This window comes from Paractinoplanes deccanensis (assembly GCF_016862115.1).
In the GTDB taxonomy this organism is placed as follows: domain Bacteria; phylum Actinomycetota; class Actinomycetes; order Mycobacteriales; family Micromonosporaceae; genus Actinoplanes; species Actinoplanes deccanensis.
The window spans coordinates 125,280-151,715 of record NZ_BOMI01000021.1; the positions used below are offsets into that span (position 1 = coordinate 125,280).

Sequence of the window (26,436 nt, forward strand, 5' to 3'; positions counted from 1 at the left end):
TCAGAGGTCCGCGCCGAGGATGCGCCGGATCGCCTCGCCGGCCGGCGACGACATGGCCCGCGCGGACGGCTCGCAGAGGAAGAACCGGTAGCCGCCGGGATCGGTGAACGCGGCGGCGCGCCCGATCCCGGGCACCGTCTGGTCGCCGTCGAGGGAGAGCCCTCGCGCGGAGAGCTCGGCGGCCGCCGCGTCCAGGCCGGGAGTGTGGAAGCCGAGGGCGACGCCGGGCGTGCCCCCGGCGGTGACCCGGTGCAGGGCCGCGTGGTCGCCGTCGCCGACGTGGTGCGTGGTCAGCAGGGCGCCACCGGCGTCGTACTTCACCACACCGTCCGGCACGGCGGTGAGGCCGCGGTGGCACGTGGTGGTCTCCACCGGAGTCAGGCCGAGCCCACCCTGGTAGAACTTCTCGGTCGCGTGCAGGTCTCGCACGTAGAGGAAGAGATAGAGCAGCTCCGTGCCCGCGCCGCCCTGCCGCAGCGCCCTGACCTTGCGCGCGCTCGGCCAGGTCAGCGCGTCGGCGGACGGCTGATAGAGCGAGAACCAGTGCCCGTCCGGATCGTAGAGGTCCGCCATCACGCCGGCCCGGGAGGTCTGCGCGGGTTTCACCGTGGCGCCGTTCCGCCCCATCGCCGCCCGGGTCTTCTCCACGTCGTCCACCAGCAGCGTCAACGTGACGGAGCGGTCGCGCCCGTCCGGGACGTCCGCGCGGTGCAGCACCAGGATGACGTGGCCGAGCGGATAGCTCACCGTGGCCGCGTCCGGGCCGAGCGGGCGAAGGCCCAGCACTCCCTCGTAGAACCGCCGGGACTCCCCGACATCTCGCACGGCGAGGGTGACGAACATCAGGCGCGGATTCATGCTGCGACCGTAGGCAGCCACCGGGCGGCCGGTCTTCTCTCCCGTTGCTCAACCACGCCGGGTCAGGCGGCGCGGCACTCGATGACGCGGTAGCCGTGCTTGGCCGCCGTGATCCCGGCGAGCCGCAGGCCCGCCGCCGCGGCGAGCTCCGCGAACTCCGCCGCCGTGCGTTCCCGGCCGTGGCAGCCGACGAGCATGAGCAGATCCATCAGCAGCGCCGGGCTCGGCTCGCCGCCGGGCGGCAGCACGAACTCGACGACGAGCACCACGCCGCCGGGGCGCATCGCGCGCCGGCAGGCACCGAGCACCCGCGCCGCCTCGTCGTCGGGCAGCCCGTGCAGCACGCTCTTCAGCAGGTACGCGTCGCCGGCCGGCAGCGCCCCCGCGATGTCGCCGGCCACCGCGGTGCAGCGATCGGCGACCCCGGCGCGCGCGAACACCCGCCGGGCCGCGTCGAGCACGCGAGCCTGATCCACGAGCACGCCCCGCATCGCCGGGCGCTCGGCGAGGACCGCGGCGATCAGCTCACCGCGGCCGCCGCCGACGTCCACGACCACGCCCGCCTCGGCGAACCCGTGTCCGGCGATCGCCGCGGCGACCGGGGCGGTGTGCCGCGACATCATCTCGTCGAAGACCGCACCGGACTCCGGATGCTCGGCGAGGTAGGCGAAGAACTCCTGGCCGAACAGCGTCTCGAAGGCCGGCTCGCCGGTGCGCACACTCTGCTCCAGGGCGCCGAACGCCTGGTAGCTCACGCCGCCGGACCAGAGGGCGAACGGCAGCACCGACCGCGGGTCGTCCGATCGCAGCAGCTCGCCCATCGCGGTGAGCCGGAAGCGGCCCGCGCCGTCGTCCGCGACGATGTGGTGGCCGGCGAGCACACGAAGCAGCCGGCCCAGCGCGCCGGGATGCGCCCCGGTCAGCTCGGCGAGCTCGGCGGCGTCGCGCGGGCCGTCCCGCAGCCGGTCGGCGATGCCGAGCCGCGCCGCCACGTGGACGGCCTGCTGCACCTGGTTGCCGACGAGCAGCTGGGCGAGGGCCTGCGCGGCGGACATCGCCGGTGCCGTTGGGCTGGTCATCGTGGCCCCCTCCCGCTGCGCGACGCCGGATGCCGCGAGCGTAGGGCGGCGATCCGGCGCGGCGCTTCTTCCCGCTTGCGCGACGGGCACGCTTGTCTCGATCGCGGCACCGCCGTTAGGGTCCGAATCTATAGATGGTCGTTGTGTTCGATTATCGAACGACCGCCTCCTCGGCCGATCTGGGCGTCAAGGGCACCGCGCCGCCCGCCGTGAGCGCATCGCCGCCCAGCCGCTGATCGACCGGCGCTGGGGCCGCCGCACGGCCGGCATCACCGTCCCGTCACCGTCTGAGGAGGTCCCATGGCGTACTACCGGCAGGTGGGCAGCGTCGCGCCGAGGCCGTGCGACGAGCTCGCGGTCATGGTGGGCAGCGTCGCGCCGAGGCCGTGCGACGAGCTCGCGGTCATGGTGGGCACGTTCCGGCCGCTGGGCCTCGGCGAGGCGGGCACCGCGGCGAACAGCGGCCGCTACGCGTGGACGTGGTCGGCATGATGTTCGAGCGGCTCTTCGACGACGCGGCGCTCTTCCCGCCCGGTGACGCGCCGATGGACGTGGCCGTCGCGGCGCACCGGGCACGCGGATCCGCCTTGGTGGGGCCGTTCGTGGTGACCGCGCGACATCTCGACGCGGTGGCCGTACAGCTGGAGAAGGAAGGACCACCCCTGGAGCTGGCGCTGATCGCCGCCGCGGACGACCTGCCGGCGGCGGCCGGCAAGGTCGGCAAGACCGAGGGCCTGCGGTTGGCCGCGGTGGAGACACCGGTCGCGGCCGGCGCGGCGCAGGCCCTTGCGGCGGTACGAGTGGCGCGCGACGTGCTGCCGCCGGACGTGCCCGTGGCGGTGGAGATCCCGCGTACGGACGCCCGCGACGACGTGCTCGACGCGCTCGCCGGCACCGGCTGCCGGGCGAAGCTGCGCACCGGCGGGATCCGCGCCGACCTGTTCCCACCCGCGCAGGAACTGGCCGCGACGATCCGCGCCTGCGCCGACCGGGGCATCGCGTTCAAGTGCACGGCCGGGCTGCACCACGCGATCCGGCACACCGACCCGGCCACCGGCTTCCACCACCACGGCTTCCTCAACGTGCTGCTCGCCGCCGCCCACCCCACCGACGCCGAGGCCCACCTGCGGCGCACCGACACCGAGGCCATCGTCGCCGACGTGCGCGGCTGCGAGACGGCGCGGCGCAGCTTCACCTCGTTCGGCACGTGCAGCGTCGCCGAGCCGGTGGACGACCTCATCGGCCTCGGGCTCCTGCCCGCCCACGAGCGGATCACGGCGTGAACGGCCTGCCATATGGCATCCGGATCAGCCACGGCGAGGTCACCGGAACCGTCGAACACCATGCTGGGGGCTCTCTCGACACCTCGCCGCCGGCATCCCCGAGCCGATCACGGAGATCTGCCGCGAGCTGAACGTGCACCGGTCCATCGCCTACCGGCTGCTGCGCACCCTAAAGGACCACCAGCTCGTCGAACGCGACTCGCTCGGCCGCAACGGCCTCGGCGTCTCCGGCCTGGCCGAGCCGTCCGCAGCGACCTTCAGTCGGCCGCCACGCCCCGCCTGACGGCGCTCGCCGCCGAGCTGGGCATGACAGCGTTCCTGGTGGTGCGCGCCGGCGACGAGGCCGTCACGGTCGTCAGCATCCCACCCCACGACACCGCGGCGCGCGGCGCGGGCAGCCTTGGCCGTCGTCCACGTCAACGCCGACACCGAGGCATCGGCCGAGCGGTCACCGAGGCGGCGGCGAAGGTTGCCGCCGCTTTGGGCTGAGAAGCTCGGCTGCCTCCGCGCGGGGTGGTGGTGACCGCGTCCCGCAGGTGCGGGCCGGCCGGAGTGCCGGGGGTCCCTATGGATGCTGTCAGGCGGCGCGCGCCAGCTTTTCTACCGGTTTGTGCTGGTAGGGCGTCGCGGCGTAGGAGGCCGTGAAGACTGTCGGCGAGTCGAGGGAAGGATCGTCTCCGCAGCGATGAAACCCGGGACCACGACGGTCTGGGCGTCCAGAGCGGTGACGCCCGCGGCGCGGGCGACCGCGACCGGCAGGGCGCCGCGCGATGTCCCGTCATGGGCTCGGCCGCCGTGTCTGAGCGTCGGACTGCCGGCAGCCACGTTACGAAGAGACCTACCCCGAACGGTGGCCGGGTCCCTGTCAGCGGTCTCGCCGACGCCACCCGGCCGGCGACAACACCCCCCGGATCATGGGTGCGACAGGAGCAGCAAGACGGACCGAGCGACTGAGTCCCCCGGGCTGGGGACGATCAAAGTTAACGGGTGACGAGCAGAGCTGGGATGCCGACCGCGCGGGCTCCGGCCACGTCCGCCCTCGAACAGTCACGGACTGATGGCGCCAGTCCGCCGGGTGGTGGGGACCTGGGCGGCGCTTCGTGGGGTGAGCGCAGGACCGCGACGTGGGCGTCGGCAGCGCCCTCTGGTCCCTTGACGATCCCGGCCCGGAGCGGCCGCGGCAGGTGGGGCCGCCCGCGCGGATCCGGCGGCCAGGTCAAGGGTAGGCGGTCGGAGTCCTGCGCGGATCTGGATGGCCGGCTTCGGTGTCAGGGCATTGAAGCGGCGCGGCGGTGGGGACCGCCGCGCCGCTGTGGAGGGGTGGGTCAGCTTGTTCGGCAGGTGATGGTGGGCCAGGTCCAGTTGCCGTTGGCCATGATGGTGACGCCGAAGTTGTTGCCGCTGCCGTTCGGGCGGGCGGTCACGGTTCCGGTGGTGCCGGAGACCGAGGCGTTCCAGCTGTTCTGGATGCTCTGGCCGCCGTTCAGGCCCAGGGAGACGATCCAGGAGTTGGTGCCGCTGACGGCGATGTTGAGGTTGAAGCGGTCGCCGAACTGCTGGCCGGCGGAGATGGTCGCGGTGCAGTTGCCGCCGCCCGGGTTCGGGGTGGTCGGGGTGGTGGGGGTGGTGCCGCCGCCCTCGCGGACGGTGATGTCGGAGCTGCCGCTGCTCTGGTAGCCCTCGGTGGCCATGATCTGGTAGGCCCAGCTGCTGCCGAGGTTCAGGCCGGCGCGGGCCCACGCGTCGAAGTGGTTGGCCGTGGTGATGGTGCCGGAGCTGCGCTTCTGCTGGCGGACGCTCCAGTACTGGTAGAACGTGGCGGTGCCGTCGATCGACGGCTGGTTGACCCGCTGGCTGCGCAGGATGTCGTACGTGCCGCCGTCGGTGGTGACCGTGCCGAGCCGCTGGGCGCCGCTGCTCGGGTTGTAGCTGCCGAAGTTCTCGACGATGTAGTACTCGATGAGCGGGTTGCGCGTCCAGCCGTACAGGGCGAGATAGGTGTTGTTGTTGCCCGGGTTGTAGGTGCCCGAGTAGGTGACCGTCCGGCGGGTGCCGGTGGCCCAGCCCTTGCCGCCCACCCAGTTGTTGGTGCTGCGGTCCCAGCTGCTGGTGTACCGGCCATCGGCGCGCAGGGTCATGCTCGCGTTGCCGCTGTCCTTCCAGAACGAGAAGTAGTAGCCGTTGTGCGTGCCGGTGGCGTTCGAGCTGACGGTCCGGTCGGCCTCGGCGTGGGCGGCGCCGGCCAGCGTCACGCCGGAGACCGCCACCACGACGGCGCACGCGGCGCTGACTAGCAGGCGGAGACGGCCGCGCCCGCGGCGCGGGGAAGGGGCGAGATCTGCGGTCATGGTGCGTCCTCCTCGTGGAGGGGCTGACGGGGGACAAGACGGACATTGAAGTCCGTCGTTGCGAGAGATGGTGGCCCCCGGGACGCGAGCTTGTCAACAACTTCCGGAAACATCGCGGAAATACCGAACACGATCATCGGCTCGTTTGGCCAGCACGGCGACGGGAAGACCAGGGGAGCTGGCGTTCGGTGTGCGACGATCGGGGAGCTTAATTCGGAACCGAAACTTACGAATAGTTTCGCTCTGTTGACGGCGGTCTGACGTGGCAAAACGACGTCGGGCGCCGGCGGATGGACCGCCGGCGCCCGACTCGGGGTGGTGCTGGGTGGAAGGTCAGCGTGTGGTGTAGCGGATGACGTCGCTGCGCATCACGTTGCCGGTGACCTTGACTGCCTTGAACGTGTGTTGCTTGTTCTTGAGACCCGACGTGCTGAAGAGGGTCTGCTGGGTGGCGCGGGTGGCGCCGTGGGCGTCGACGCGCTTGACCCGCACGCCGTCGATGTAGATGTCGACCAGGCCCTGGTCGGGGGCGGTCGCGGTGATCCAGTCGACGCCGGTTCCGGTGAAGGTGTAGGAAACCGCGTCGCCGTTGGCCGTGGTCGCGTGGACGTCGTCGAGGTGGTCGCCGCGGAAGGCGAAGTCCAGCTGGGCCTTGCCGGCCGGGAGGGTGGACAGGTACGGCGCGCGCAGCGTCACGGTCGAGCCCGACAGGGTGTAGTCGGTTCCCCGTACCAGTGCCTTGCCGTTGTGGGTGACGCCGGTGAACTCGGTGCCGTCGCGCAGCAGCTCGACCCGGACGTCCGCCGGGGCCTTGCGGTCGAACGAGGCGGTCGGCGGGTCGAGCAGGCTCGGCTGCATCACGTCGATCCGGTCGAGCAGCATGAACGAGCCCGACTTCTTCACGGCCATCAGCGTGTGGCTGCCGTTCGGCAGGTCGTTCACGGTGAACACGGCCTGCTGCGCGAGGCGGGGCTGGCCCTGTTCACGGCCGGTGTTCACGGTCTTGATGAACTGGCCGTCGAGGTAGACGTCGACCTCGCCCTGCGAGCTGTCCATCTCGGTCACGTACGAGACGCCGGTGCCCGTGAACGTGTACTGGAACGAGTCGCCGTTGCGCTCGGTGTAGTGCACGTTGTCGTTGTAGTCGCCGAGGCCACGGCCGGTGCTCTGCGACCACGTGCCCGCGTACGCGATGCCGGTGTCGGTGTTGTCGTGGACGATCGTGCGGACCGGGCCGCTCGTCGACGGCGGGGCGGGGGTGCCGGTGTCGGTGACCGTCAGCTCCAGCGGCTGCGCGGTGGCGGCGACCTCCTTGCCGCCGTTGCGCGCCCAGTCACCCTGGTAGCCGACGCGCAGGGCGTCGTCGTTCACGGCGACCTTGGCGCCCGCCTGCGGCGTGATCTTGAGCAGGCGTACGCCGTGGATCGGCACCGTCGCGGCGGTGAAGCCGGTGGGGAAGCGGCCGAGGTCCTTGCGGGCCCACAGGTCGCGGACCGAGGCGGCGCCGGTCAGGCCGATGTCCGACCAGTTCACCGTGATGTCCTTGTCGGTGCGGCCCAGGTTGAACAGCGCGACGGTGTAGCTGCCGTCGGCGTTCAGCGCGTACCAGGTCGGCTGCTGCGACGTCGCGTTGACCGGGCGCGCCGGGGTGCCGGCCTGGTCGACCGCGATCACCTCGGGGTTGGTGAGCAGGCTCAGCCCGTACGAGTCGAGCTTGGTCAGGTCGTTGCCGAGATAGAGGGGAGCCGCGGAGATCGCCCACAGGGTCATCGCCGTGCGCCGCTCGTCCTGGGTCAGGCCGTCCATGGAGCCGTTGCCGACGTTGAGCGAGTCGAGGTCGTTCCAGCCGCCGTTGCCGCCGTGGCGCCACCAGGTGGCCAGGTCGGGGAAGAGGCGGGCGATGTTCTGCCACTGGGTGAGTGCCTCGCCGGCGCAGTAGCACTCGACGTCCCAGTCGATGCGCCAGCCGTTCGCCTTGGACCGCCAGAAGCCGGCGTACTGGGGGTCGAGCGCCCAGGAGAGCTCGAACCAGATCTTGTGCTTCTTCAGCGCGGACGACCAGGCGGCCACGTCGTCGCGAGCGTCGAGCGACAGGTCGCTGATGCCGGAGCCGGGCGTGACGCTGTCGAACTTGACGAAGTTGACGCCCCACTCGGCGAAGAGGCCGACGATCGAGTTGATGTACTTCTGCGAGCAAGGGTTCGAGAAGTCGATGCGGTAGCCGATCTTCCAGTAGTCGGCCTGCTGGATCGGCTGCTTGACGATGTCGTGCGTGGTGCAGCCGGGCGCGCCGGCGATCGGCAGGCTCGCCTCGTACACGGCGGGGGAGATGCCCGGGATCATGTAGAGCCCGAACTTCTGGCCGTTCGCGTGGACGTGGTCGATGACCTTCTGCAGGCCCTGCGGGTAGAGGGTGGTGCTGGGCTTCGGGCGGCCGTTGGCGTCGACGCCGTCGTTCCAGCCGGCGTCCACGTTGATGTAGTTGTAGCCGTACCGCTGGAGCTTGGCCTTCATCGCGTCCGACTGCTTGATGAGCTGGTCGGCGGTGATCCACTTACCGTTGCCCGAGTAGACCTGCATGCTGTAGCTGCTCCAGCCCATGTAGGGCTTGACGGCCCAGGGGTCGGGAGCCGAGGCGGACGGCGCCTCGGCCGCCGCGACGGCCGGAGCGGGCCGGGCGGCGGCGCCGGGCGGCGGGCTCGGTTTGGGGCCGGTGGCGGCCTGCGCCGCGGAGGCGCTCGCGGTCGAAGCGCTCGCGGTCGAAGCGCTCGCGGTCGAAGCGCTCGCGGTCAAAGCCAAGAGCATCGTCGCGCCGAGGACGGCGGCGGAACGGGAACTCACAGAGAAACCCCCTGGTCAGGGCAGGAAGGCGGGCAGAGAGTGCGACGAGCGTAGGACCGCCGACTCACATAAATCAATACTTGACGAAGGAAATTATTGAGCTTAGGTTTCGGCCATGTTTCCCGAGATCGGCCATCAGCCGACGACCGTGCGCCGGCGCAGCCGCTGGTCGGAGGCGCAGCGGTCCTGGCGGCTGCACTGGCAGCTGTACCTGCTGGCGATCGTGCCGATCGCCTACTTCGTGATCTTCAAGTACGTCCCGATGGCCTTCAACGTCATCGCGTTCAAGGACTACAGCCCCGTGCTGGGGCCATGGGGCAGTGAATGGGTGGGGCTGCGGAACTTCCAGCAGCTGTTCGACAACCCGGTCTTCACCGAGCTGCTGAAGAACACCGTCTTCCTGGCGTTCTACCTGGTCCTGGCGAGCTTCCCGATCCCGATCCTGCTGGCGATCGCGCTCAACGAGATCCGCAACGGGTGGTTCAAGCGCACCGTCCAGATGGTCACCTACGCGCCCTACTTCATCTCCACCGTGGTGGTCGTGTCGATGACGATCCTGGTGCTGTCGCCCCGGGCCGGCGTCGTCAACGAGGGGCTCGGCTGGTTCGGCATCGACCCGATCAACTTCCTCGGCGAGCCGGGCTACTTCCGGCACATCTACGTGTGGACGGACGTCTGGCAGACGGCGGGCTACTCGGCCGTCATCTACATGGCCGCGCTCGCCGGCATCGACCCGGCGCTGCACGAGTCGGCCAAGGTCGACGGGGCCAGCCGCCTCCAGCGCATCCGGCACATCGATCTGCCCGGCATCATGCCGACCGCGGTGATCATCCTGATCCTCGGCGTGGGCAACACGATGGCGATCGGCTTCGAGAAGGCCTACCTGCTCCAGAACGACCTCAACCTGGCGGTGTCGGAGATCATCCCGACGTACGTCTACAAGACCGGCCTGATCAACGCGGACTTCAGCATGGCCACCGCCGTTGGCCTGTTCAACTCGGTGGTCAATCTCTTCCTGCTGCTGGCGGTCAACTTCGCCGCCAAGCGCATCACGGGGAACGGACTCTGGCGATGAGCGCGATATCCACTTCGGCGTTGACCCGGCTGCGGCGGCGCGAGCGCCCGGCCACGACGAAGGTCCGCGAGCCGTTGCGCGACCGCATGTTCATGGTCGTCATCACGATCATGCTGGTGGTGGCGCTGCTGCTGGTGCTGGCACCGCTGGTGTTCATCGTCGCCAGCTCGTTCAGCAGCGCGGAGGCGGTGAACGCGGGCCGGGTGACCTTCTGGCCGGTCGACTTCTCGCTGCACGCGTACCAGGTCGCGCTGAGCAACTCGCAGGTCCTGCAGGGCTACTACAACTCGCTGATCTACGCGGTGTTCGGCACCCTGATCAGCGTCACGCTGACCGTGGCCATCGCGTACCCACTGTCGCGCAAGACGTTCTTCGGGCGCAACGTCATCATGACGCTGCTGATCTTCACGATGCTCTTCTCGGGCGGCCTGATCCCGACGTACATGGTGGTCCAGGACCTCGGCATGCTCGACACTCGCTGGGCCCTGCTGATCCCCAACGCGATCGGCGTCTGGCAGGTGATCATCGCGCGCACGTTCTTCGCCAACTCGATCCCGGACGAGCTGTACGAGGCGTCCATGCTGGACGGCGCCGGCGGGCTCAGAACGCTGTGGTCGGTGGTGCTGCCGCTGTCCAAGCCGCTGCTGGCCGTCCTCGCGCTGATGTACGCGATCTTCCAGTGGAACACCTACTTCGACGCCCTGGTGTACCTCAAGGACCCCGGTCTGTATCCGCTGCAGATCGTGCTGCGCAACCTGCTGATCCTCAACGAGACCCGCTCGGGCGCGCAGGACCTGGCCCAGCAGATGGAGCAGCAGCAGCTGGCCGCCGTCCTCCGCTACGCGCTCATCGTCGTCTCAAGCCTGCCCGTCCTGCTCCTCTACCCGTTCATCGCCCGCCACTTCACCAAGGGCGTCATGGTCGGCGCCGTCAAGGGATAAGGAAACTCACCCATGAAATCGCATGCCCCCGGAAGAACACTCGTCGCCGTCTCGGCCGCCATGGCGCTCGCGGCGGCCGGCTGCTCCTCGAGCGCGAAGGACGACGCTCCCAAGGCCAAGATGGCCGGCGACAAGGTGATCATCTCGGTGATGTCGCCCGCCGACGCCGACACCAAGCTCGACACCAACACCGCCACCAAGGCGCTCAGCGACAAGTTCAAAATCCAGTTCCAGTTCCAGAGCACCAACCAGGACGGCGGCGCGGCCAAGGAGAAGCGGCAGATCTCCCTGGCCAGCAACGACTACCCCGACCTGTTCCTGCTGGTGCCGTGGGTCGACGCGTTCACCAAGGTCGAGGTGCAGAAGCTCGGCCGGCAGGGCGTCGCGGTCCCGCTGGAAGACCTGATCAAGGAGAACGCGCCGAACATCCAGAAGGCGCTCGACTCCAACGCCACGCTCAAGGCGATGTCGGTCTCGCCGGACGGGCACATCTACGCGCTGCCGCAGTGGTCCGACTGCTACCACTGCGCGTACCCGGACAAGCTCTGGATCAACTCGTCCTGGCTGAAGAAGCTCAACCTGCAGATGCCGAAGACGCCCGAGGAGCTGCGCACGGTCCTCAAGGCGTTCAAGACCCAGGACCCGAACGGCAACGGCAAGGCCGACGAGATCCCGATGACCACCTCCGTCGGCGACAGCAGCCTCATCGGCTATCTCATGGGTGCCTTCGCCTACAACCCGGTCGGCGCCAACAACGGCATCCGGTCGCTGCTGGAGCTCAACGGCGACAAGGTGGAGACGCCGGTCGACAAGGCGAACTTCAAGGCCGGCCTCAAGTACATCAATTCGCTCTACAAGGACGGGCTGATCGACCCCGCCTCGTTCACCCAGAACGCCGAGGCGCTCCAGGCCATCGGCAACAACCCCAAGGCCGTGCAGATCGGCTCCGCCCCCGTGCTGTGGCCCGGCATCTTCGTCCAGCTCGGCCAGAAGGACGGCCGCGACAAGCAGTACGACGCCGTGCCGCCGCTGACCGGCCCGGACGGCACCAGCTACACCGGGTACACCCCGACGACCTCCACCGGCTACACCTTCATGCTGACCAACAAGTCCAGCAAGGAGGCCCGCGTCGCCGCGATCAAGATGCTCGACTACCTCTACACCGAGGAGGGCCTGCTCAACACGATGGTGGGCCCCGAGAACGTCGCCTGGGTCAAGCCGGGCCCCGGTGACATCGCGCTCGACGAGAAGGCCAAGCCGATCTACAAGGCGCTGAACTCCGCCGAGGTGCCGAAGAACGTCGGCTGGAACGCGCTGGCGCAGTACAACGTCACCCTCGCCTTCCGTAACGGCCTGGTCGTGCCCAAGGACATCTACTCCGAGCAGGGGCTCGAGCGGCGGCTGTTCGAGGCGACCAAGCAGTACGAGCCCCACGCCGACAAGTCGCTGGTCTTCCCCGAGGTTTCGATCTGGGTCAGCGACAGCGAGGCGTCCGAGCTGGCCACCCTGAAGACCAACCTCGACAGCTACGTCAGCCAGGGGCAGCTGGCCTTCATCACCGGGTCGAAGAACATCGACACCGAGTGGGACACCTGGGTCAAGGGCCTCGACGGGGTCGGCATGAAGCGGTACCTGGAGATCAACCAGAAGGCCTACGATCAATACAAGTCGAGCAAGTAGCGGCGCGTCCTGTCGTATCCCGGCGCGGCTGTTCGTGGACCCGGTGTGCTCTGCCGGACACGAGGAGAGGTAACGCCATGACCGAGTACCTGATCACCTTCAACGACGAGTGGGTGCCCGCACACACACCGGAGGAGCTGGCCCAGAAGGCCAAGTCGGGGCTGGCCGTGATCGACGAGATGCGGGCCGAGGGGGTCCTGATCTTCACGAACGGCGGGCTCGACCGCTCCACCGCGGTGTGCAGCGCCGAGGCGGTCGACGGCAAGGCGGTGATCACCGACGGGCCGTACGCCGAGACCAAGGAACACCTCGGCGGCTTCGCGGTCGTCGACGTGCCCGACGACGAGGCGGCGCGCTACTGGGCCGGCCGGCTCGCGGTCGCGCTCGACTGGCCACAGGAGGTGCACCGGTTCCGGGGCCCCGGGCAGAGGGCCGGCGCACGGGAGCCGTGACCCACTCCGACGCCGAGCAGGCGATCACCCGCGCTCACCACGAGGAGTGGGCACGGGTGATCGCCGGCCTCGCACGCCGCTTCGGCAGCCTCGACGTGGCCGAGGAGGCGGCGGCCGAGGCGTTCGCGGCCGCCGCGGAGAGGTGGCCGCGCGAGGGCGTACCGCCCCACCCCGGCGGCTGGCTGTCCACCACGGCCACCCGCAAGGCGATCGACTGGCTCCGTCGCGAGTCGCAGCGCGACGCCAAGCACAAGGCGGCCATGATCGTGCACGACGACACCCCCGCCGAGCCGACCGGCCCCGTCGGCGACGACCGGCTCCGGCTGGTCTTCACCTGCTGCCATCCCGCGCTCGCGATGGAGGCGCGGGTGGCGCTCACCCTGCGCCTGCTCGGCGGGCTCACCGTCGCCGAGATCGCCCGCGCCTTCCTGGTGCAGGAGACGGCGATGGCGCGGCGGATCACCCGGGCCAAGGCGAAGATCAAGGCGGCGCGCATCCCGTACCGCGTGCCCTCGGCCGGCGACATCCGCGAGCGGCTGGCGGGCGTGCTCGCGGTGATCTACCTGGTCTTCAACGAGGGCTACCTCGCCGGCGAGGGCGACGACCCGGTGCGCGCGGACCTGACGGACGAGGCGATCCGGCTGGGCCGCCTGCTGCGCACCCTGCTCCCGGACAACGGCGAGGTGGCCGGGCTGCTCGCCCTGATGCTGCTCACCGACGCCCGGCGGCGGGCCCGCGTCTCGGCCACCGGCGAACTGGTCACCCTCGGCGAGCAGGACCGCGGCGCCTGGGACCGGGAGCTGATCGCCGAGGGCAGTGCCCTGGTCCGGGAACGGGTCGAGGCGGTGGCACGGGGCACGGACCTGCCGGGGCGCTACCAACTGCTGGCCGCGATCAACGCGGTGCACACGACTGCCCGCACCGCCGCGGAGACCGACTGGGCGGCGATCGTGGCGCTCTACGGTCAACTGGCGCGGGTGGACCCCTCGCCGATCGTGCGGCTCAACCGGGCGGTCGCGGTCGCCGAGGTGGACGGGCCGGGCGCCGGGCTCGCGGAGACCGACGGTCTCGCCCCGGCTCTCGACGGCTACCACGCCTTCCACGCGGCGCGCGCCGACCTGCTGCGCCGGCTCGGGCGCACGGGCGAGGCGCTCACGGCGTACGACCGGGCCATCGACCTCGCCGGCAACCCGGCCGAGCGCGCCTATCTCACCCGGCGCCGCGATCAGCTCGCGGCTTAGGCTTTCGCCGTGGCCGGGCCGGCCGGGCGCCGGTGGGAGATGACATCTGTCATGGGTGGGCGCTGACTCCGGCGACTGCCGGAACGCCGCGTGCTCGCGAACCATGGACGGCATGAGCACGCAGACCCTGACCCGCACCGGAACGGCCATCGAGGTGTCCGGCCTGCATCAGCGGTACGGCGCCTTCGAGGCCGTCCGCGGAGTCGACTTCACCGTGCCGGGCGGCCGGTTGTTCGCCCTGCTCGGCACGAACGGCGCGGGCAAGACGACCACCATGGAAGTCCTGGAGGGCTTCCGGCCCGCCTCGTCCGGCACGGTCCGGCTGCTCGGCGCCGACCCGTACCGCGACCGCCGGGCGCTGCGGCCCCGGGTGGGGATCATGCTGCAGGAGAGCGGCCTGATCGGCGACCTCACCGCCGCCGAGACCGTCGACCTGTGGCGCGACCTGGCGAGGAACCCGCTCGGCCGGGACGAGGCCCTGGACCTGGTCGGCCTCGGCGACAAGGCCGGCGTCGCGGTGCGGCAGCTGTCCGGCGGGCAGAAGCGCCGCCTCGACCTGGCCCTCGCGGTCGTGGGCCGCCCCGAGGTCCTCTTCCTCGACGAGCCGACCACCGGCATGGACCCGGAGGCGCGCCTGGCCACCTGGCGGCTGATCCAGGACCAGGTCGCGGCCGGCACGACGGTGCTGCTCACCACGCACTACCTGGAGGAGGCGGAGCGGCTCGCCGACCGGATCGCGATCATGCACCGGGGAACGGTCCGGATCGACGGAACCGTGCCCGAGGTGGTCGCCGGCCACGGCGACCGGATCGCCTTCCGCGTCCCGGCGCACACGCCGATCGACGCGCTGCCGGCGCTCGACGGGATCCTCCCGGAGATCGCCGTGACCGACGGGCACCCCACCGCCCGCTACACGGTCACCGGCGGCGACCCGGACGGCCGCGCCCACCGGGCGGTCGCCTCCCTGCTGGCCTGGGCCGGCGAGCAGCGGGTCACCCTCGACCGGCTCGCGGTCCGCCCGGCCTCGCTCGAAGACGTGTTCCTGACCATCGTGGAGAACCAGTGAAGACCGATCTCGCGCACGTCTACCGGCTGGCCCGGCTCGACCTGACCCTGATCTTCCGCAACCGGTCGGCGCTCACCAACGCCGTCCTGATGCCGCTGCTCGTCACCGGATTCCTGATCTTCACGGCGAAGCGGCAGGCCGGCGACGAGCAGCTGCGGTTCCTGCTCACCGGGCAGGTCGCCGCCCTCGTGCTGTTCGCCCCGCTGGTCAACCTGGCCGGCTTCTACACCAGCCGGCGCGAGGAACTGGTGCTCAAGCGGCTGCTCGGCGGCCCCGCGTCGGCGACCGCGATCCTCGGCGGCAGCGCGGCCGGCGCCGCCGCTGTTTACCTGCTCCAGGTCCTCGTGCTGTGCGTGGCCGCGGTGCCGCTCGGCGTCGGGTTGCCGGACAACCCGCCCCTCCTGCTGGCCGGTGCGCTGGCCGGCGCGGCCCTGTTCAGCCTGCTCTCGATGGTCATCTCGGGGCTCAGCTCCAGCGGCGAGCTGGCCCAGATCGCCACCGTGCCGGTCATGCTGCTCTGCCTCTTCCTGTCGCCCGTGGTGGCCCCGCCGGACGCGCTGCCGGAGGCGCTGCGGGCCGTGGCCGGCTACCTGCCGATGACGCCGATGGCCGAGATCGTCCGCGCCGGCTTCCTCGGCGGCACGCGCTGGACGGAGACGATGCAGTCGGCCGGCGTGCTGGCCGTGTGGGTGGCGGTGGCCGCGATACTGGCCCGGCGGTATTTTCGCTGGGATCCGCGGCGAGGCTGAAAAGTTAGGGTGGCGTGCATGAGTGGCGCTGTGCACCGGGCTCGCCGGATCACCATGTGGAGCCTCCTGTGCGGCCTGATCCCGGGCTGGGTCGGCGCGCTCGGCGGGGCCGGCGCGCAGATCGCGGAAGACCGGGTCGATCCGCTGCGTCTCGCCGTCGCCGGCATCGGGCTGCTGGTCTTCACATGGTCCGGCGCGCGGCTGGTCCGGGCGGTGTCGGTGGGCTGGCCCGAGCAGGCGGCCCGCAGCCGGCGCGAGTCGGTGATCTCCGGCGTCGCCGTCCTGGTCGTCCTCGTCGTGCAGGACGCCGGCCCGCTCGGCTGGGGCCTGCTGGCGGTGGCATGGATCAGCCTGGTCACCGTCCGGACGAGTGCCAGGGCGACGGTGCTGCTGGCGCTCGGCACGGCGTTCACGGCCGGCGGCCTCTACTGGCTCGATCCGAGCTACGGCGACTTCCCGGTCTCGGCGGCCCTGATCGTCTACTCGGCGTTGTGCGTCTCCCTCCCGTACGCGAACAAGCTCTGGATCTGGATCCTCAACCTCACCGAGCAGGCGCACGCCAGCAAGGACGCGGAGGCCCGCCTGGCGGTCACCGAGGAGCGCCTGCGGTTCGCCCGGGACCTGCACGACCTGGTCGGCCACAGCCTGTCGGTGATCGCGGTGAAGAGCGAGTTGGCCGGCAAGCTCGCCGCCCTCGACACCAACCGGGCGGCGGCCGAGATGGCCGAGGTGCGCGGCCTGGCCCAGGACAGCCTGCGGCAGATCCGCGAGGCGGTCCGCGGCTACCGGGTCCTCGACCTGGCGTCCGAAGTGGCCAGTGTGCGGGCCATCCTGGAAGCCGACGGGGTGCGCTGTGAAGTGGACGTCCCACCGGGCGTCGTGGAGCCGTCGGCGGCGGGGCCGTTCGCCTGGGTGGTGCGGGAGAGCGCCACCAACATCCTGCGGCACAGTTCGGCGTCGTGGTGCCGGATGACGCTGCGGGCGGCGGACGGCTCGGCCGTCCTCGAGGTGGTCAACGACGGTGCGCCGCCGCCGGCCCAGGGCGGCACGGGGCTGGCGGGGCTGGCCGAGCGCCTGGCCGCGGTCGGCGGCTCGCTGACGGCCGAGCCCACCGGTGACGGTCGATTCCTGGTACGCGCCATCGCGCCGTCCGGGGTGGCCGTTGGGTCTGGATCCGGCGGGCTGTCGGGAATCGCTGGGCCGTCCGGACCCGGTGCGGTGTCGGGAATCGCTGGGCCGTCCGGATCTGCTGCGGTGTCGGGAACCGCTGGGCCGTCTGGGACCGCCGCGCCGTCCGGAGCTGCCGCATGATCCGCGTTCTGCTCGCCGACGACCAGCATCTGATTCGCGAGGCCCTCGCCATGATGCTGGACTTCGAGGACGACCTGACGGTGGTCGCCCAGTGCGGCCGCGGCGACGAGGTGGTCCCCGCGGTGACGGCCCACGACCCCGACGTGATCGTGCTCGACATCGAGATGCCCGGCCTCGACGGCCTCACGGTCGCCGAACAGCTTCCCGGCCGCGCCATGCTGATCCTGAGCACCTTCGCCCGTCCCGGCTACCTGCGCCGCGCCATCGCCGCGGGCGTCCGAGGCTTCATCCCCAAGGACTCCTCCAGTGCCGAACTGGCCGCCGCCATCCGCAAGATTCACGCCGGCGGCCGGTACCTCGACCCCGAACTGGCCGCCTCCGCCATGATGGCCGGCGAGAGCCCGCTCACCGACCGGGAACGCGACACCCTGTCCCTCGCCGCCTCCGGCGCGCCGGTCGCGGACATCGCCGCCCGGCTGCACCTCAGCGAGGGCACGGTCCGTAACTACCTGAGCAACGCCATCACCAAGCTCGGCGCGCCGAACCGGCTCACCGCGATCCGTCAGGCCCAGAGCATGGGGTGGATCTGACACCGTCCGGGTGACGGGGTCGTCCGACCTGACGTGGTGGCCGCGGAATCCGCCTGTACGGGGCCGCAAGAGGAGCGGCTCCGGCGGTGAGCCACGTATCTGATCAGAAGTTTGTTGCCGCGACAGGGTGCAGCCGCACATTCGCCGGCTCAGGAACTTGGCCTTGGTGTGGCGGCTTCGATCGGCCCCTTGTTGTAGGGCAAGGTCAGGCGGGTCACGACGGTGGGCGGGTTTATGCGGGTTTATGCCCAGCCCGTGGACGAATCCGTGCAGGGCGGACAGGGCTCGGTGTTCACGGTGCAGGGTCCAGGCGTCGAGGTCTTGTCCGCGTCGACCGGTGAGCAGATCGGCGGACCGTGGATCGTTCGGTGAAGGCGCCGAGGCGCCGCGGAGTTCGCTGATCTCGGCCACCAGCCGTGTGAGGGCCGCGCGGGGGTCTTCGGCTCGTCGTCGACGCAGGTGATTACGGACCGAAGTGACCGAGATCAGCGCCGCGATTGGCCGAGGGACAGCCCGCCATGCCACCGACCGCCATCAACGTCAAGGCCGGTCTTGTCGCCAACCGGGTCGTCTACGCAGCGCTTGCCGTCACGGCCGGGACGGGTGCGAACTCCTCGGATTTGGGGTCGGTGAGGTCGGCAAAGGCGCGAGGTTTCTGACTGGCGTGTGAACCCGACAGAAGGACTGCCGCATCGAGGACGTGTTGATGGTCGTCTGCGACACCTGGCGGGCCAGCCGCGCGTTGCCGGCTAGGCGCAGGGAATATGCCCAATCTTCGGCCGGTGCTTCATCGACGATATTCCAGGTCGATAAAGACTCCGGGCCAGCGCCTGGGGAGAGTCTGTGCCGTTCCTGGATGCGTAGCCCGAATCTGCACGGCCGATCGACGCCATCGATAGCGTTGACGTCCGCATCCCACCGCGGCCGGTTCGCGGGCATCTTGCAACGCGCGGCCAGCCTGAATGCGGCTCCCTCGGCCGCCGGCTTCAGGGTCGGCTTCAGAGGGTCAGCGGCGCGGATGGTCAGCGGCGCGGGCGGTCAGGAACGCGGGTGGTCACGGGCGCGGGTGGTCACGGACGCGGGTGGTAGAGGTTCCGGCGCGGCCGTTGCTGCTGGTCGATCGTCGGTGGCGGGATGAAGTCGGGCCGCCCGTCGGTGCCGTGGCGGATCTGCCAGCCGGTGCGGGGATGGTGGACGGCGCGGTGGTGGTGACGGCAGAGCAGCACCAGGTTGTCGAGCGACGTGGTGCCGCCGGCCGTCCAGGCGATGATGTGGTGCGCGTCGGTCCAGCGGGGTGGCCGGTCGCAGTCGGGGAAGGCGCAGCCGCCGTCGCGGATGTGCAGGGCTCGGCGTAGCGGGCCGGTGGCCAGGCGGCGGGCGCGGCCGACGTCGAGGACCTGGCCGGCGCCGCCCAGCACGACCGGGAGGATGCGGGCGTCGCAGGCGAGCCGCCGCGCGGTCTCGGCGGACACGCGCTCGCCGGTGTCGGTGGTCGCGGCCGGGCCCAGGGCGGTGGCCAGCGAGTCGAACGGGATGGTGACGGCGACCTGGGCCGGTTCGCCGCCGTCCTCGGGCAGCTGCCCGGTGCGCAACGCCAGCCGGCACACGTCGACCAGGGCGTCGGCGCGGCGCTGGGCGGCCGTCCGGTCGTCGTCGGGGGTGGGTGCGCACAGCGGATGCAGGGCGGCCTGCACGGTGGCGGCGTCCTCGGCGCCGAGAACCCCGGAGATGCGCACCATGCCCTCGACGGGCAGGGACAGGGTCAGGCCGCGGCGCCGGTGGGCGCGCGCCTCCTGCCGGGCGAGGGCGGCCGCGTCGGCGCGGTCGGCCAGGTGCGGGGCGATGTGGGCGAGGATGCGCTCGCCGACGCGGCGCAGCTGGTAGGCGGGGAGTCGGCCGGCCATGTCGGTCATCGTGGCCTGGGCCTGCTCGGTGAGGGCGGCGGCCTCGGCGAGGGGCAGGTCGGCGAGCTCGGTGGGCAGGTCGGTGACGGTCGCCGAGATCACCGCGGCTTGGCGCAGGTCGACCTGCCCGTCGAGGACCGCCTCCTCGAGCTCGGGGTGGCCGCCCATCGCGGCGGCGCCCTCGGTGAGCTCGCGAGCCGGCTGGGGGTCGATCCGCAGCAGGCTGCGCAGCCAGCCGGTGGTGCTGCGATGGCCTTGCTTGGCGGGCAGCCGCCGGGTCTCGGCCTGGTGCACCAGGCGCGCCTGGAGGGCCGCGGCGGTCTGTTGCAGCTGGTGGGCCGCCTCGAGGACATCGATCAGCTCGTCGTCGGCGAGGGACCACACCGGGGCAGCGGCGAGCTTCGCCGCTTCCTCACCCAACTGCCGAACGTCTGCCAACATGCGGACCATAATCGAACAGACGTACGACAACTTTGAGCGCCCCAGAGGCGCAAACGAGATCGACATCCACCATCTGCAAGCAACCGCAAAAGCCCTCCGATGCTGGCTCGAGATCGCTCGAAGTGACTTGCGCGTGGTGCCAGTGTGATCAATCGCTCGAGGGTGGTCATGGGGCGTCCGGCGGCCGATCGGCGCCAACAAGCCCTCCTGCGGGACCCGGCATGGGCACCGTCACCGTGCTGGACGTGATCGCCGCCCGTGGCGAGTCGCGCGAGCGGGTGGCCGAACTCGCCGCCCGAGCTGGTCGAGCCTGGCCACCCGTCAGGCCCCCGACCAAGGCCCCCGGGCCAAGGCCCCCGGGCCAAGGCCCCCGGCCAGGCCTCGGCCAAGGCCCCGGCCAAGGTCCCGGCCAAGGCCCTCGAACACGAAGTGACCGTCACCCGGCAGGTATCGACCCCCGAGCGGACACGGCCGAGAAGTGCTCGGGACCGATGACCAGCTCCTCGTCCGGCCGCCAGGTGTGATCGACGGTGGTTTCCCGGAGGCGGACCCGCATCGCGGCCGCCCGGTCCGAGCGGATCCGGCCCTCGCGCAGCCGGCCGCCGCGCCAGGACAGGTCGACGGTGAAGCCGCCTCGGGCGCGCAGCCCACGGACCGAGCCGTCGCGCCACGCGGTGGGCAGGGCGGGCAGCAGCTCGATCTCCTCGCCGGTGGACTGGAGGAGCATCTCCGCTATGGCTGCCGTGCCGGCGGTGTTGCCGTCGAAGGAGTAGATGTTCTGGGTGGCTCCGGCCACGCCGCCGGTGGAGTAGCTCAGCAGGTTGGCCTCGCTGGCGTCGGTGATGAGGCTGGTGATGTGGGCCAGGGCCCGGTCGCCGTCGAGCAGGCGGGCGTAGAAGGCGGCGAAGTTGCCCTCCACCCATTCGGTCTGCTCCCAGCCGGGCGCCTGGCGGCGGCGTTCGAGGGTCACGGAAGCGGCCCGGGCCAGGTCGGGGGTGTGGCGGGGGCTGATCTGCCGTTCGGGGAACAGGGCGCACAGGTGGGAGGTGTGCCGGTGCGCGGGGTCCGCCTCGTCGAAGTCGTCGAGCCACTCCTGGAGCTGGCCGTGGCGGCCGATCCGGAACGGGGACAGCCGGGCGCGCGCCGCCGTGGCTCGGTCGCGCAGGTCCGGGTCGACGCCGAGGATGGTGGCGGCCTGGGCGCAGATCCGCAGGACGGCGTCGGCGAAGACGCGGTCGGCGGTGGAGCCCATCGAGACGGAGCAGGGCGTGCCGTCCGGGGCCAGATACCAGTTCTCGGGTGACTCGGACGGCCCGGCCACGAGCCAGCCGTGTGACGGCGAGGGCACCAGATAGGACAGCAGGAACAGCGCGGCGCCGCGCAGGACGGGGTACGCCTGCTCGCGGAGGAAACGCTCGTCGGGGTCGTACTCGTAGTGCTCCCACAGGTGCAGGGCGAGCCACGCGCCGCCGGTGACGTGCATGCCCCAGCCGATGCCGCTGCCGGGCGCGGTGTAGCCCCACGCGTTGGTGACCGTGTGCGCCGTCCAGCCTTCGGCCCCGTACATCTGCCGTGCCGTGCTCTTCCCCGCCTCGGCGAGGCGCTGGAGGAACCGGAAGAGCGGGGCGTGACACTCGGCGAGGTTGGCCGGCTCGGCGGCCCAGTAGTTCTGCTGGGTGTTGATGTCCAGGTGGAAGTCGTCGGTCCAGCCGGAGCTGCTGGCCAGCCCGTCGTTCCAGACGCCCTGCAGCGCCAGGGGCAGCGGCGAGTCTTCGCGCGAGCCCGCGACGGTGAGGTAGCGGCCGTACTGGAAGTAGAGGGCGATCAGGTCGTCGTCGCGCTCACCCCGGGCGAGGCGCTCCCGGCGTACGTCAGTGGGAAGCGCGACCGGATCGCCGAGATCGAGCGACACCCGCCGCATCAGGCGCTGGTGGTCCTCGAGGTGCGCGGTGCGCAGGTCCTCGTAGCCGGGAGTGCCGGCGATCAGCTTCTCCGCCCGGGCGGCCGCGTCCTCGCCGCCCCAGTCGGTGCCGACGGCGACCAGCACGACGACCGCGTCCGCGCCGGTGACCTCGATCGTGTCGTCGCCGTGCCGCAGGGTTCCGCCCTCGAGCCGGAACTCGGTGCGGATCTCGACCGTGGCGCCGTCCGTGCCGTTGCTGTGCAGCGACTCGACGGCACGGCCGCTGAACGCGACGCCGGCCTCGGTGGCTGTCGTCGTGCCGGGCAGCAGGGTGTCGTCCAGGGTGGCCGTGAAGCTGACGGCGCCGGGCCGGTCCGCGGTGAGCCGCAGCGCGATGACGCCATGCGGATGGGAGGCGAGCACCTCGCGTACGACATGGGTCTCGTCCTGGTCGAACTCGGCGCGCACGAGGCCGGTGTCGAGGTCGAGGGTGCGCCGGTAGCCGCTCGCCGGGCCGCCGGTGAAGTCGAGGCGCAGGCGGGGGAGCGGCAGGTTCGTGCCGAACGACGAGGGGCGTCCGGTCAGGTGCTGCTCCGCCAGCCGTTGGGCCTCGGCGTGCTTCCCCTCGAACAGCAGCTGCCGTACGGTGTGCAGCTCCCGAAGGGCCGTCGGGCTCACGTCGTCGTCCGAGGGCGCCCCGGACCACGCGGTCGACTCGGATAGCCGCACGATCTCGGTGCGCACACCCCCGTACACCATGCCGCCGAGACGTCCGTTGCCGATCGGGAGCGCCTCGAACCAGCGCTCCGCCGGACGGTCGTAGGCGAGGACGGTGGAAGGCATCGGCAATCCCCTCAGGCCAGCTGGTCGCGGAGCCACGGCAGCTGGATCGGCGCCTGGTAGGAGCCGCCGCCCTCGTGCCGGTTGTAGGGCCAGACCTGCATCTGCTTCGGGCCCGCGTAGTGGTTGTAGGCGGCGTACACGGTGGACGGCGGGCACACGTCGTCCATGAGGCCGACGGAGTAGAGCGCGGGAGCCGTGGCACGGGCGGCGAAGTGGACGCCGTCGAAGTAGCCGAGGGTGTCGAAGACCTGCTCGGTCCGCTCCCGGTTGGCCGCGCAGAAGGCGGACAGCTCGCTGTACGGGTGCGAGTCGGTGATCTCGCTGGCGCGCCGGAAGTGGGTCAGGAACGGCACGTCGATCAGCGCGGCCCGGACCTGGGGGTGCAGCCCGGCCACGGCCTGCGCGATGCCGCCGCCCTGGCTGGCGCCGGCCACCACGATGCGGGTGGGGTCGACGTCCGGCAGGGAGGCCGCGAGGTCCACGGCCCGCACCGCGTCGGTGAACAGGCGGCGGTAGTAGTACTGCTCGGGGTCGAGCACGCCGCGGGTGAGCAGGCCGTTGTGGTGGGGCGTGCCGTCGCCGGGCAGGTCGGGGGTGTCGCCGTCGCCCTGGCCGCGGGAGTCGACCACGAGCACGGAGTATCCGGCGGCCGGCCACAGCAGCCACTCGTGCGGGCGGCCGCGCCCGCCGCCGTACCCGATGAACTGCACGACGCACGGAAGGGGCCGGTCGCCGGCGTCGGCGGGCCGCAGGAGCCAGGCGGCGACCCGCTGCCCGTCGTAGCCGCTGAACCGCACGTCGAACACGCGCACCGCGGGCAGCAGCGCGTCGTACGGCACGAGCTCGGCCGCGAGGTCGTGCTCGCGGGCGGCGGTGAGCGTGCGCTGCCAGAAGGCGTCGAAGTCGTCCGGCTCGGGGAGGGCCGGGCGGTAGTCGCGCAGCTCGGCGAGGGGCAGGTCGAACAGGGCCATGGTGCCAGCCTTTCGGGAGAGTGCGGCGAGCGTAGGTTCACGTATGCGGCCAAATCAATACTTGACGAAGGAAATTATTGAGCCTAGATTTCGGGCATGTTTCCCGAGGCTGGGGTCCTGGCACCCGCAGTGACGGCCGTGTTCACCGCCGTGTTGACCGAGGGGCCGATCAGCCGCGTGGCGCTCGCTCGCCGTCTCGGGCTGTCCTCCGGGGCGGTCACCAAGGCGGCGCGGCCGCTCATCGAGATGGGCTACCTCGAGGAACTGGCCGCCACGGAGCGTACCGGCCCGGGCGCGGGGCGGCCCGCAAGCCCGCTGGCCATCCGGGCGGACCGCGAGCTCTTCGTGGGCGTGAAGATCACCGGCGACGAGCTGATCGGCGTGGTCTGCGACCTGCGCGCCCAGGTGCGCACCTCGGCGCACCGGCGGCTGCCCGTGCCCGACCCCGATCAGGTGCTCACCCAGCTCGGCGAGCTGGTCGACGACCTGCTCGACAGCCACGCCGACTATCGCCCGCGCACCCGCCGTCTCGGGCTGGCCGTCTCCGGCGACGTCGACCGCACCACCGGCCTGGTGCGCTATTCGCCGTTCCTGCGGTGGCGCGACGTGCCGCTGCGCGAGCGGGCCGAGAAGATCACCGGCCTCACCGTCACGGTGGAGAACGACGTGAAGGCGTTGACCACGGCCGAGCACTGGTTCGGCGAGGGCGTGGGCGCCGAGTCGTTCGCGCTGGTGACCGTCGGCGCGGGCATCGGCTGCGGCCTGGTGGTGGGCGGCCGGCTGGTCTCCGGCTCGCACGGGGTGGCCGGCGAGATCGGCCACGTCGGCTGCGACCCGAACGGCCCCGCGTGCCACTGCGGGAGCCGCGGCTGCGTGGAGGCGATCGCCGGCACCGGCGCCATCGTCCGCCAGGCCCGCGAGGCCACCGGCCGCCCGGAGCTCACGCTCGCGGACGCGGTGGCCCTGGCCCGCGCGGGCGACCCGCCGGCGCGCGCGGTCTTCGCCCGCGCCGGCGACGCGATCGGCTCCGGCATCGCCGCTGTCGCCAACCTGGTCGGCCCGGCCCGGATCGTCGTCTCCGGCGAGGGCCTGTCCGCCTACGACCTGTTCGAGCCGCACATCCGGGCCGGCTTCCAGCGCCAGGCCTTCGGCGCCGCCGCGGATTGTCCACTGTCGATCCGGCCGCTGCCGTTCGAGGAGTGGGCGCGCGGCGCGGCGACGGTGAGCATCAAGGCGCTGGTCGACGCCTGAGCGCGCACGGCGTGACCCTGCCCCGGGTCAGAGGAACTCGCTGCGGTACGCCGGGGCCAGCTCGGCGGCGCGGCGGCGGCGCTCGGCGAGCTCGTCGGCGGAGAGCCGCGGGGCGGGGGCGTCCGGGCCGGCCACCACGTCGCCGATCCGCATGAAGTACTCGTCCTGGCCGGCGGGGGTGCACATGCAGAGCATGCGGGCCGGGGCGCCGGAGACGTTGCGGAAGTTGTGCGGCGCGTTGGCCGGGATGTTGACCGTGGAGCCGGCCCGGGCGACGTGCTTCTCGCCGCGGAAGGTGAACTCGATCTCGCCCTCGAGGATGGTGAACATCTCCTCGAAGTCGTGCCGGTGCGGGGGCGGGCCGCCGCCGTCCGGGACGCGCATGTCGATCAGGCAGTACCGGCCGTTCGTCTGCTCGCCGGTGATCAGCATGGTGTAGGTGTTGCCGACCAGCGAGATGTGGGTCGTGCCGGGGGCGTCCGGGCTCGCCACGGTCAGCGAGCGGGACGGGTCGTCATCGGGAATCATCGTCATCTCCGGGAGGCTCAGGCGGTGGGAGCGAGGACGACGACCTTGCCGCTGGGCAGGGTGCCCGCGGCGGCGGAGGCGTGCAGGGCCGGCAGCTCGGCCAGCGGCACGCGCTCGGCGACCTCGACGCGCAGCTCGCCGTCGTCGACCAGGGCCGCCAGCCGGGCCAGCTGCTCGGCGTCGCTGCGGACGTACATGTTGACGCCGCGCACGCCGCGCTTCTCGTCGGCGGGCGCGGGCATCCAGACGGTGGTGTTGACCAGGACGCCGCCGTCGCGGATCAGCGGGACCAGGGCGGCCAGCTGCTCCGGCGCGACCGGGGCGAGGTTGAGCACGGCGTCGACCGGCTCGGTCACCACGGTGGTGTCGTGGCCGATCACCTCGTCGGCGCCGGCCGCCCGGACGCGCTCGGCGCTGCGCGGGCCTGCGGTGGCGATCACGTGGGCGCCGGCGCGCTTGGCCAGCTGTACGGCGTAGCCGCCGACCGCCCCGCCGGCGCCGTTGATCAGCACCCGCTGCCCGGCCGTCAGCGCGGCGTGCTCGAAGAGCGCCTGCCAGGCGGTGAGCCCGACGATCGGCAGCGCCGCCGCGTCGGCCAGGGGGATGCTCTTCGGCGCGGGCGCCAGCACCTCGGCGGGCGCGATCGCGTACTCGGCGGCGGCGCCGGGCCCGGTCATCGGCAGGAACCCGATCACCTGGTCGCCGGCCTGGACGCCGGTGACGCCGTCGCCCAGCGCGTCGACCGTGCCGGCGACGTCGATGCCGGGGGTGTGCGGCAGGGTCACCGGGATCGGGCCCTGCATGAAGCCGCCGCGGATGTTGGCGTCGACCCCGTTGAACGAGGTCGCGGCGACCCGGACCCGCACCTGCCCGGCGCCGGGCGTGGGCTGCTCGACGTCCTCGTACCGCAGGACGCTCGGCTCGCCGTACTCGTGGAAACGCACTGCCTTCATGGGACTGCTCGCTTTCGCGTGATGTTTTGCTTCGAACTCGAAGCAACCTGAGACCAAAGATAGGCTTGCTGCGAATTCGAAGCAAGAGGCGTGGCTGTGGGGACGGCCACAGATCGACTCTAGGAACG

Annotated in this window: 23 protein-coding genes; 14 read left to right on the forward strand and 9 right to left on the reverse strand. The window is 71.5% G+C overall.

Annotated features, from left to right (window positions below):
* Both Ade02nite_RS06925 and Ade02nite_RS06930 read right to left on the reverse strand, forming a co-directional pair.
* Complete coding sequence (locus tag Ade02nite_RS06925) at positions 1 to 858, reverse strand: VOC family protein (protein WP_203760684.1); 858 nt, start codon at positions 856 to 858, stop codon at positions 1 to 3.
* 62 nt (positions 859 to 920) lie between these two features.
* A complete protein-coding gene (locus Ade02nite_RS06930) occupies positions 921 to 1,937 on the reverse strand; it encodes a methyltransferase (protein WP_203760685.1) in 1,017 nt (338 codons plus the stop codon).
* A gap of 300 nt (positions 1,938 to 2,237) precedes the next feature.
* Between Ade02nite_RS06930 and Ade02nite_RS06935 the strand changes: the two genes are divergently transcribed.
* The 4 genes from Ade02nite_RS06935 to Ade02nite_RS06950 all read left to right on the forward strand — a co-directional run bounded on the left by Ade02nite_RS06935 (position 2,238) and on the right by Ade02nite_RS06950 (position 3,709).
* Complete coding sequence (locus Ade02nite_RS06935; protein ID WP_203760792.1) at positions 2,238 to 2,429, forward strand: hypothetical protein; 192 nt, start codon at positions 2,238 to 2,240, stop codon at positions 2,427 to 2,429.
* Positions 2,426 to 3,220, forward strand: coding sequence for a hypothetical protein (locus tag Ade02nite_RS06940; RefSeq protein ID WP_203760686.1), 795 nt, complete (start codon positions 2,426 to 2,428; stop codon positions 3,218 to 3,220). Before Ade02nite_RS06935 ends, Ade02nite_RS06940 begins: the two co-directional genes overlap by 4 nt.
* A 94-nt stretch (positions 3,221 to 3,314) precedes the next feature.
* Positions 3,315 to 3,503 (forward strand): helix-turn-helix domain-containing protein, encoded by a 189-nt coding sequence (locus tag Ade02nite_RS49115; protein ID WP_498370397.1) that lies wholly within the window; start codon positions 3,315 to 3,317, stop codon positions 3,501 to 3,503.
* A gap of 23 nt (positions 3,504 to 3,526) precedes the next feature.
* A complete protein-coding gene (locus Ade02nite_RS06950) occupies positions 3,527 to 3,709 on the forward strand; it encodes a hypothetical protein (protein ID WP_203760687.1) in 183 nt (60 codons plus the stop codon).
* Between the two features lie 836 nt (positions 3,710 to 4,545).
* On the opposite strand, the gene Ade02nite_RS06955 is transcribed toward Ade02nite_RS06950, so the two are convergent.
* Positions 4,546 to 5,568 carry a glycoside hydrolase family 11 protein gene (locus Ade02nite_RS06955; RefSeq protein ID WP_203760688.1) on the reverse strand — a complete coding sequence of 341 codons (1,023 nt, stop codon included), beginning with the start codon at positions 5,566 to 5,568 and terminating at the stop codon, positions 4,546 to 4,548.
* Between the two features lie 333 nt (positions 5,569 to 5,901).
* Positions 5,902 to 8,409, reverse strand: coding sequence for a X2-like carbohydrate binding domain-containing protein (locus tag Ade02nite_RS06960; RefSeq protein WP_239168588.1), 2,508 nt, complete (start codon positions 8,407 to 8,409; stop codon positions 5,902 to 5,904).
* 115 nt (positions 8,410 to 8,524) lie between these two features.
* Here Ade02nite_RS06960 and Ade02nite_RS06965 point away from each other — a divergent pair, with 115 nt between their 5' ends.
* The 9 genes from Ade02nite_RS06965 to Ade02nite_RS07005 all read left to right on the forward strand — a co-directional run bounded on the left by Ade02nite_RS06965 (position 8,525) and on the right by Ade02nite_RS07005 (position 17,514).
* Positions 8,525 to 9,484: an ABC transporter permease gene (locus Ade02nite_RS06965; RefSeq protein ID WP_203760689.1), complete on the forward strand. Its 960-nt coding sequence runs from the start codon at positions 8,525 to 8,527 to the stop codon at positions 9,482 to 9,484.
* On the forward strand, positions 9,481 to 10,425 hold the full coding sequence (locus Ade02nite_RS06970; protein WP_203760690.1) for a carbohydrate ABC transporter permease: 945 nt from the start codon (positions 9,481 to 9,483) through the stop codon (positions 10,423 to 10,425). Before Ade02nite_RS06965 ends, Ade02nite_RS06970 begins: the two co-directional genes overlap by 4 nt.
* Before the next feature lie 12 nt (positions 10,426 to 10,437).
* A complete protein-coding gene (locus Ade02nite_RS06975) occupies positions 10,438 to 12,105 on the forward strand; it encodes a type 2 periplasmic-binding domain-containing protein (protein WP_203760691.1) in 1,668 nt (555 codons plus the stop codon).
* Between the two features lie 77 nt (positions 12,106 to 12,182).
* The gene (locus Ade02nite_RS06980; RefSeq protein ID WP_203760692.1) at positions 12,183 to 12,557 is read left to right on the forward strand and encodes a YciI family protein; all 375 of its coding nucleotides are present in this window, start codon (positions 12,183 to 12,185) and stop codon (positions 12,555 to 12,557) included.
* Positions 12,554 to 13,798: an RNA polymerase sigma factor gene (locus Ade02nite_RS06985; RefSeq protein ID WP_203760693.1), complete on the forward strand. Its 1,245-nt coding sequence runs from the start codon at positions 12,554 to 12,556 to the stop codon at positions 13,796 to 13,798. Before Ade02nite_RS06980 ends, Ade02nite_RS06985 begins: the two co-directional genes overlap by 4 nt.
* A 112-nt stretch (positions 13,799 to 13,910) precedes the next feature.
* Complete coding sequence (locus Ade02nite_RS06990) at positions 13,911 to 14,864, forward strand: ABC transporter ATP-binding protein (protein ID WP_203760694.1); 954 nt, start codon at positions 13,911 to 13,913, stop codon at positions 14,862 to 14,864.
* The gene (locus Ade02nite_RS06995; RefSeq protein ID WP_203760695.1) at positions 14,861 to 15,613 is read left to right on the forward strand and encodes an ABC transporter permease; all 753 of its coding nucleotides are present in this window, start codon (positions 14,861 to 14,863) and stop codon (positions 15,611 to 15,613) included. Before Ade02nite_RS06990 ends, Ade02nite_RS06995 begins: the two co-directional genes overlap by 4 nt.
* Before the next feature lie 18 nt (positions 15,614 to 15,631).
* Positions 15,632 to 16,924, forward strand: a complete 1,293-nt coding sequence (locus Ade02nite_RS07000) for a sensor histidine kinase (protein WP_203760696.1) — start codon at positions 15,632 to 15,634, stop codon at positions 16,922 to 16,924.
* Positions 16,921 to 17,514, forward strand: coding sequence for a response regulator transcription factor (locus tag Ade02nite_RS07005; RefSeq protein ID WP_203760697.1), 594 nt, complete (start codon positions 16,921 to 16,923; stop codon positions 17,512 to 17,514). The genes Ade02nite_RS07000 and Ade02nite_RS07005 overlap by 4 nt, the downstream gene beginning before the upstream one ends.
* 1,070 nt (positions 17,515 to 18,584) lie before the next feature.
* Here the strand turns inward: Ade02nite_RS07005 and Ade02nite_RS07010 are convergent.
* The 3 genes from Ade02nite_RS07010 to Ade02nite_RS07020 all read right to left on the reverse strand — a co-directional run bounded on the left by Ade02nite_RS07010 (position 18,585) and on the right by Ade02nite_RS07020 (position 23,576).
* Positions 18,585 to 19,859 carry an HNH endonuclease signature motif containing protein gene (locus Ade02nite_RS07010; RefSeq protein ID WP_203760698.1) on the reverse strand — a complete coding sequence of 425 codons (1,275 nt, stop codon included), beginning with the start codon at positions 19,857 to 19,859 and terminating at the stop codon, positions 18,585 to 18,587.
* A gap of 436 nt (positions 19,860 to 20,295) precedes the next feature.
* Entirely contained in the window at positions 20,296 to 22,605 is a 2,310-nt protein-coding gene (locus Ade02nite_RS07015; RefSeq protein WP_203760699.1) for a glycoside hydrolase family 95 protein, read from the reverse strand.
* Between the two features lie 11 nt (positions 22,606 to 22,616).
* A complete protein-coding gene (locus Ade02nite_RS07020; RefSeq protein ID WP_203760700.1) occupies positions 22,617 to 23,576 on the reverse strand; it encodes an acetylxylan esterase in 960 nt (319 codons plus the stop codon).
* Positions 23,577 to 23,672: 96 nt separating this feature from the next.
* Here Ade02nite_RS07020 and Ade02nite_RS07025 point away from each other — a divergent pair, with 96 nt between their 5' ends.
* Entirely contained in the window at positions 23,673 to 24,827 is a 1,155-nt protein-coding gene (locus Ade02nite_RS07025) for an ROK family transcriptional regulator (RefSeq protein ID WP_203760701.1), read from the forward strand.
* Between the two features lie 27 nt (positions 24,828 to 24,854).
* On the opposite strand, the gene Ade02nite_RS07030 is transcribed toward Ade02nite_RS07025, so the two are convergent.
* The gene (locus Ade02nite_RS07030) at positions 24,855 to 25,361 is read right to left on the reverse strand and encodes a cupin domain-containing protein (protein ID WP_239168589.1); all 507 of its coding nucleotides are present in this window, start codon (positions 25,359 to 25,361) and stop codon (positions 24,855 to 24,857) included.
* Positions 25,362 to 25,372: 11 nt separating this feature from the next.
* A complete protein-coding gene (locus tag Ade02nite_RS07035; protein WP_203760702.1) occupies positions 25,373 to 26,308 on the reverse strand; it encodes an NADP-dependent oxidoreductase in 936 nt (311 codons plus the stop codon).
* Positions 26,309 to 26,436: the final 128 nt, after the last annotated feature.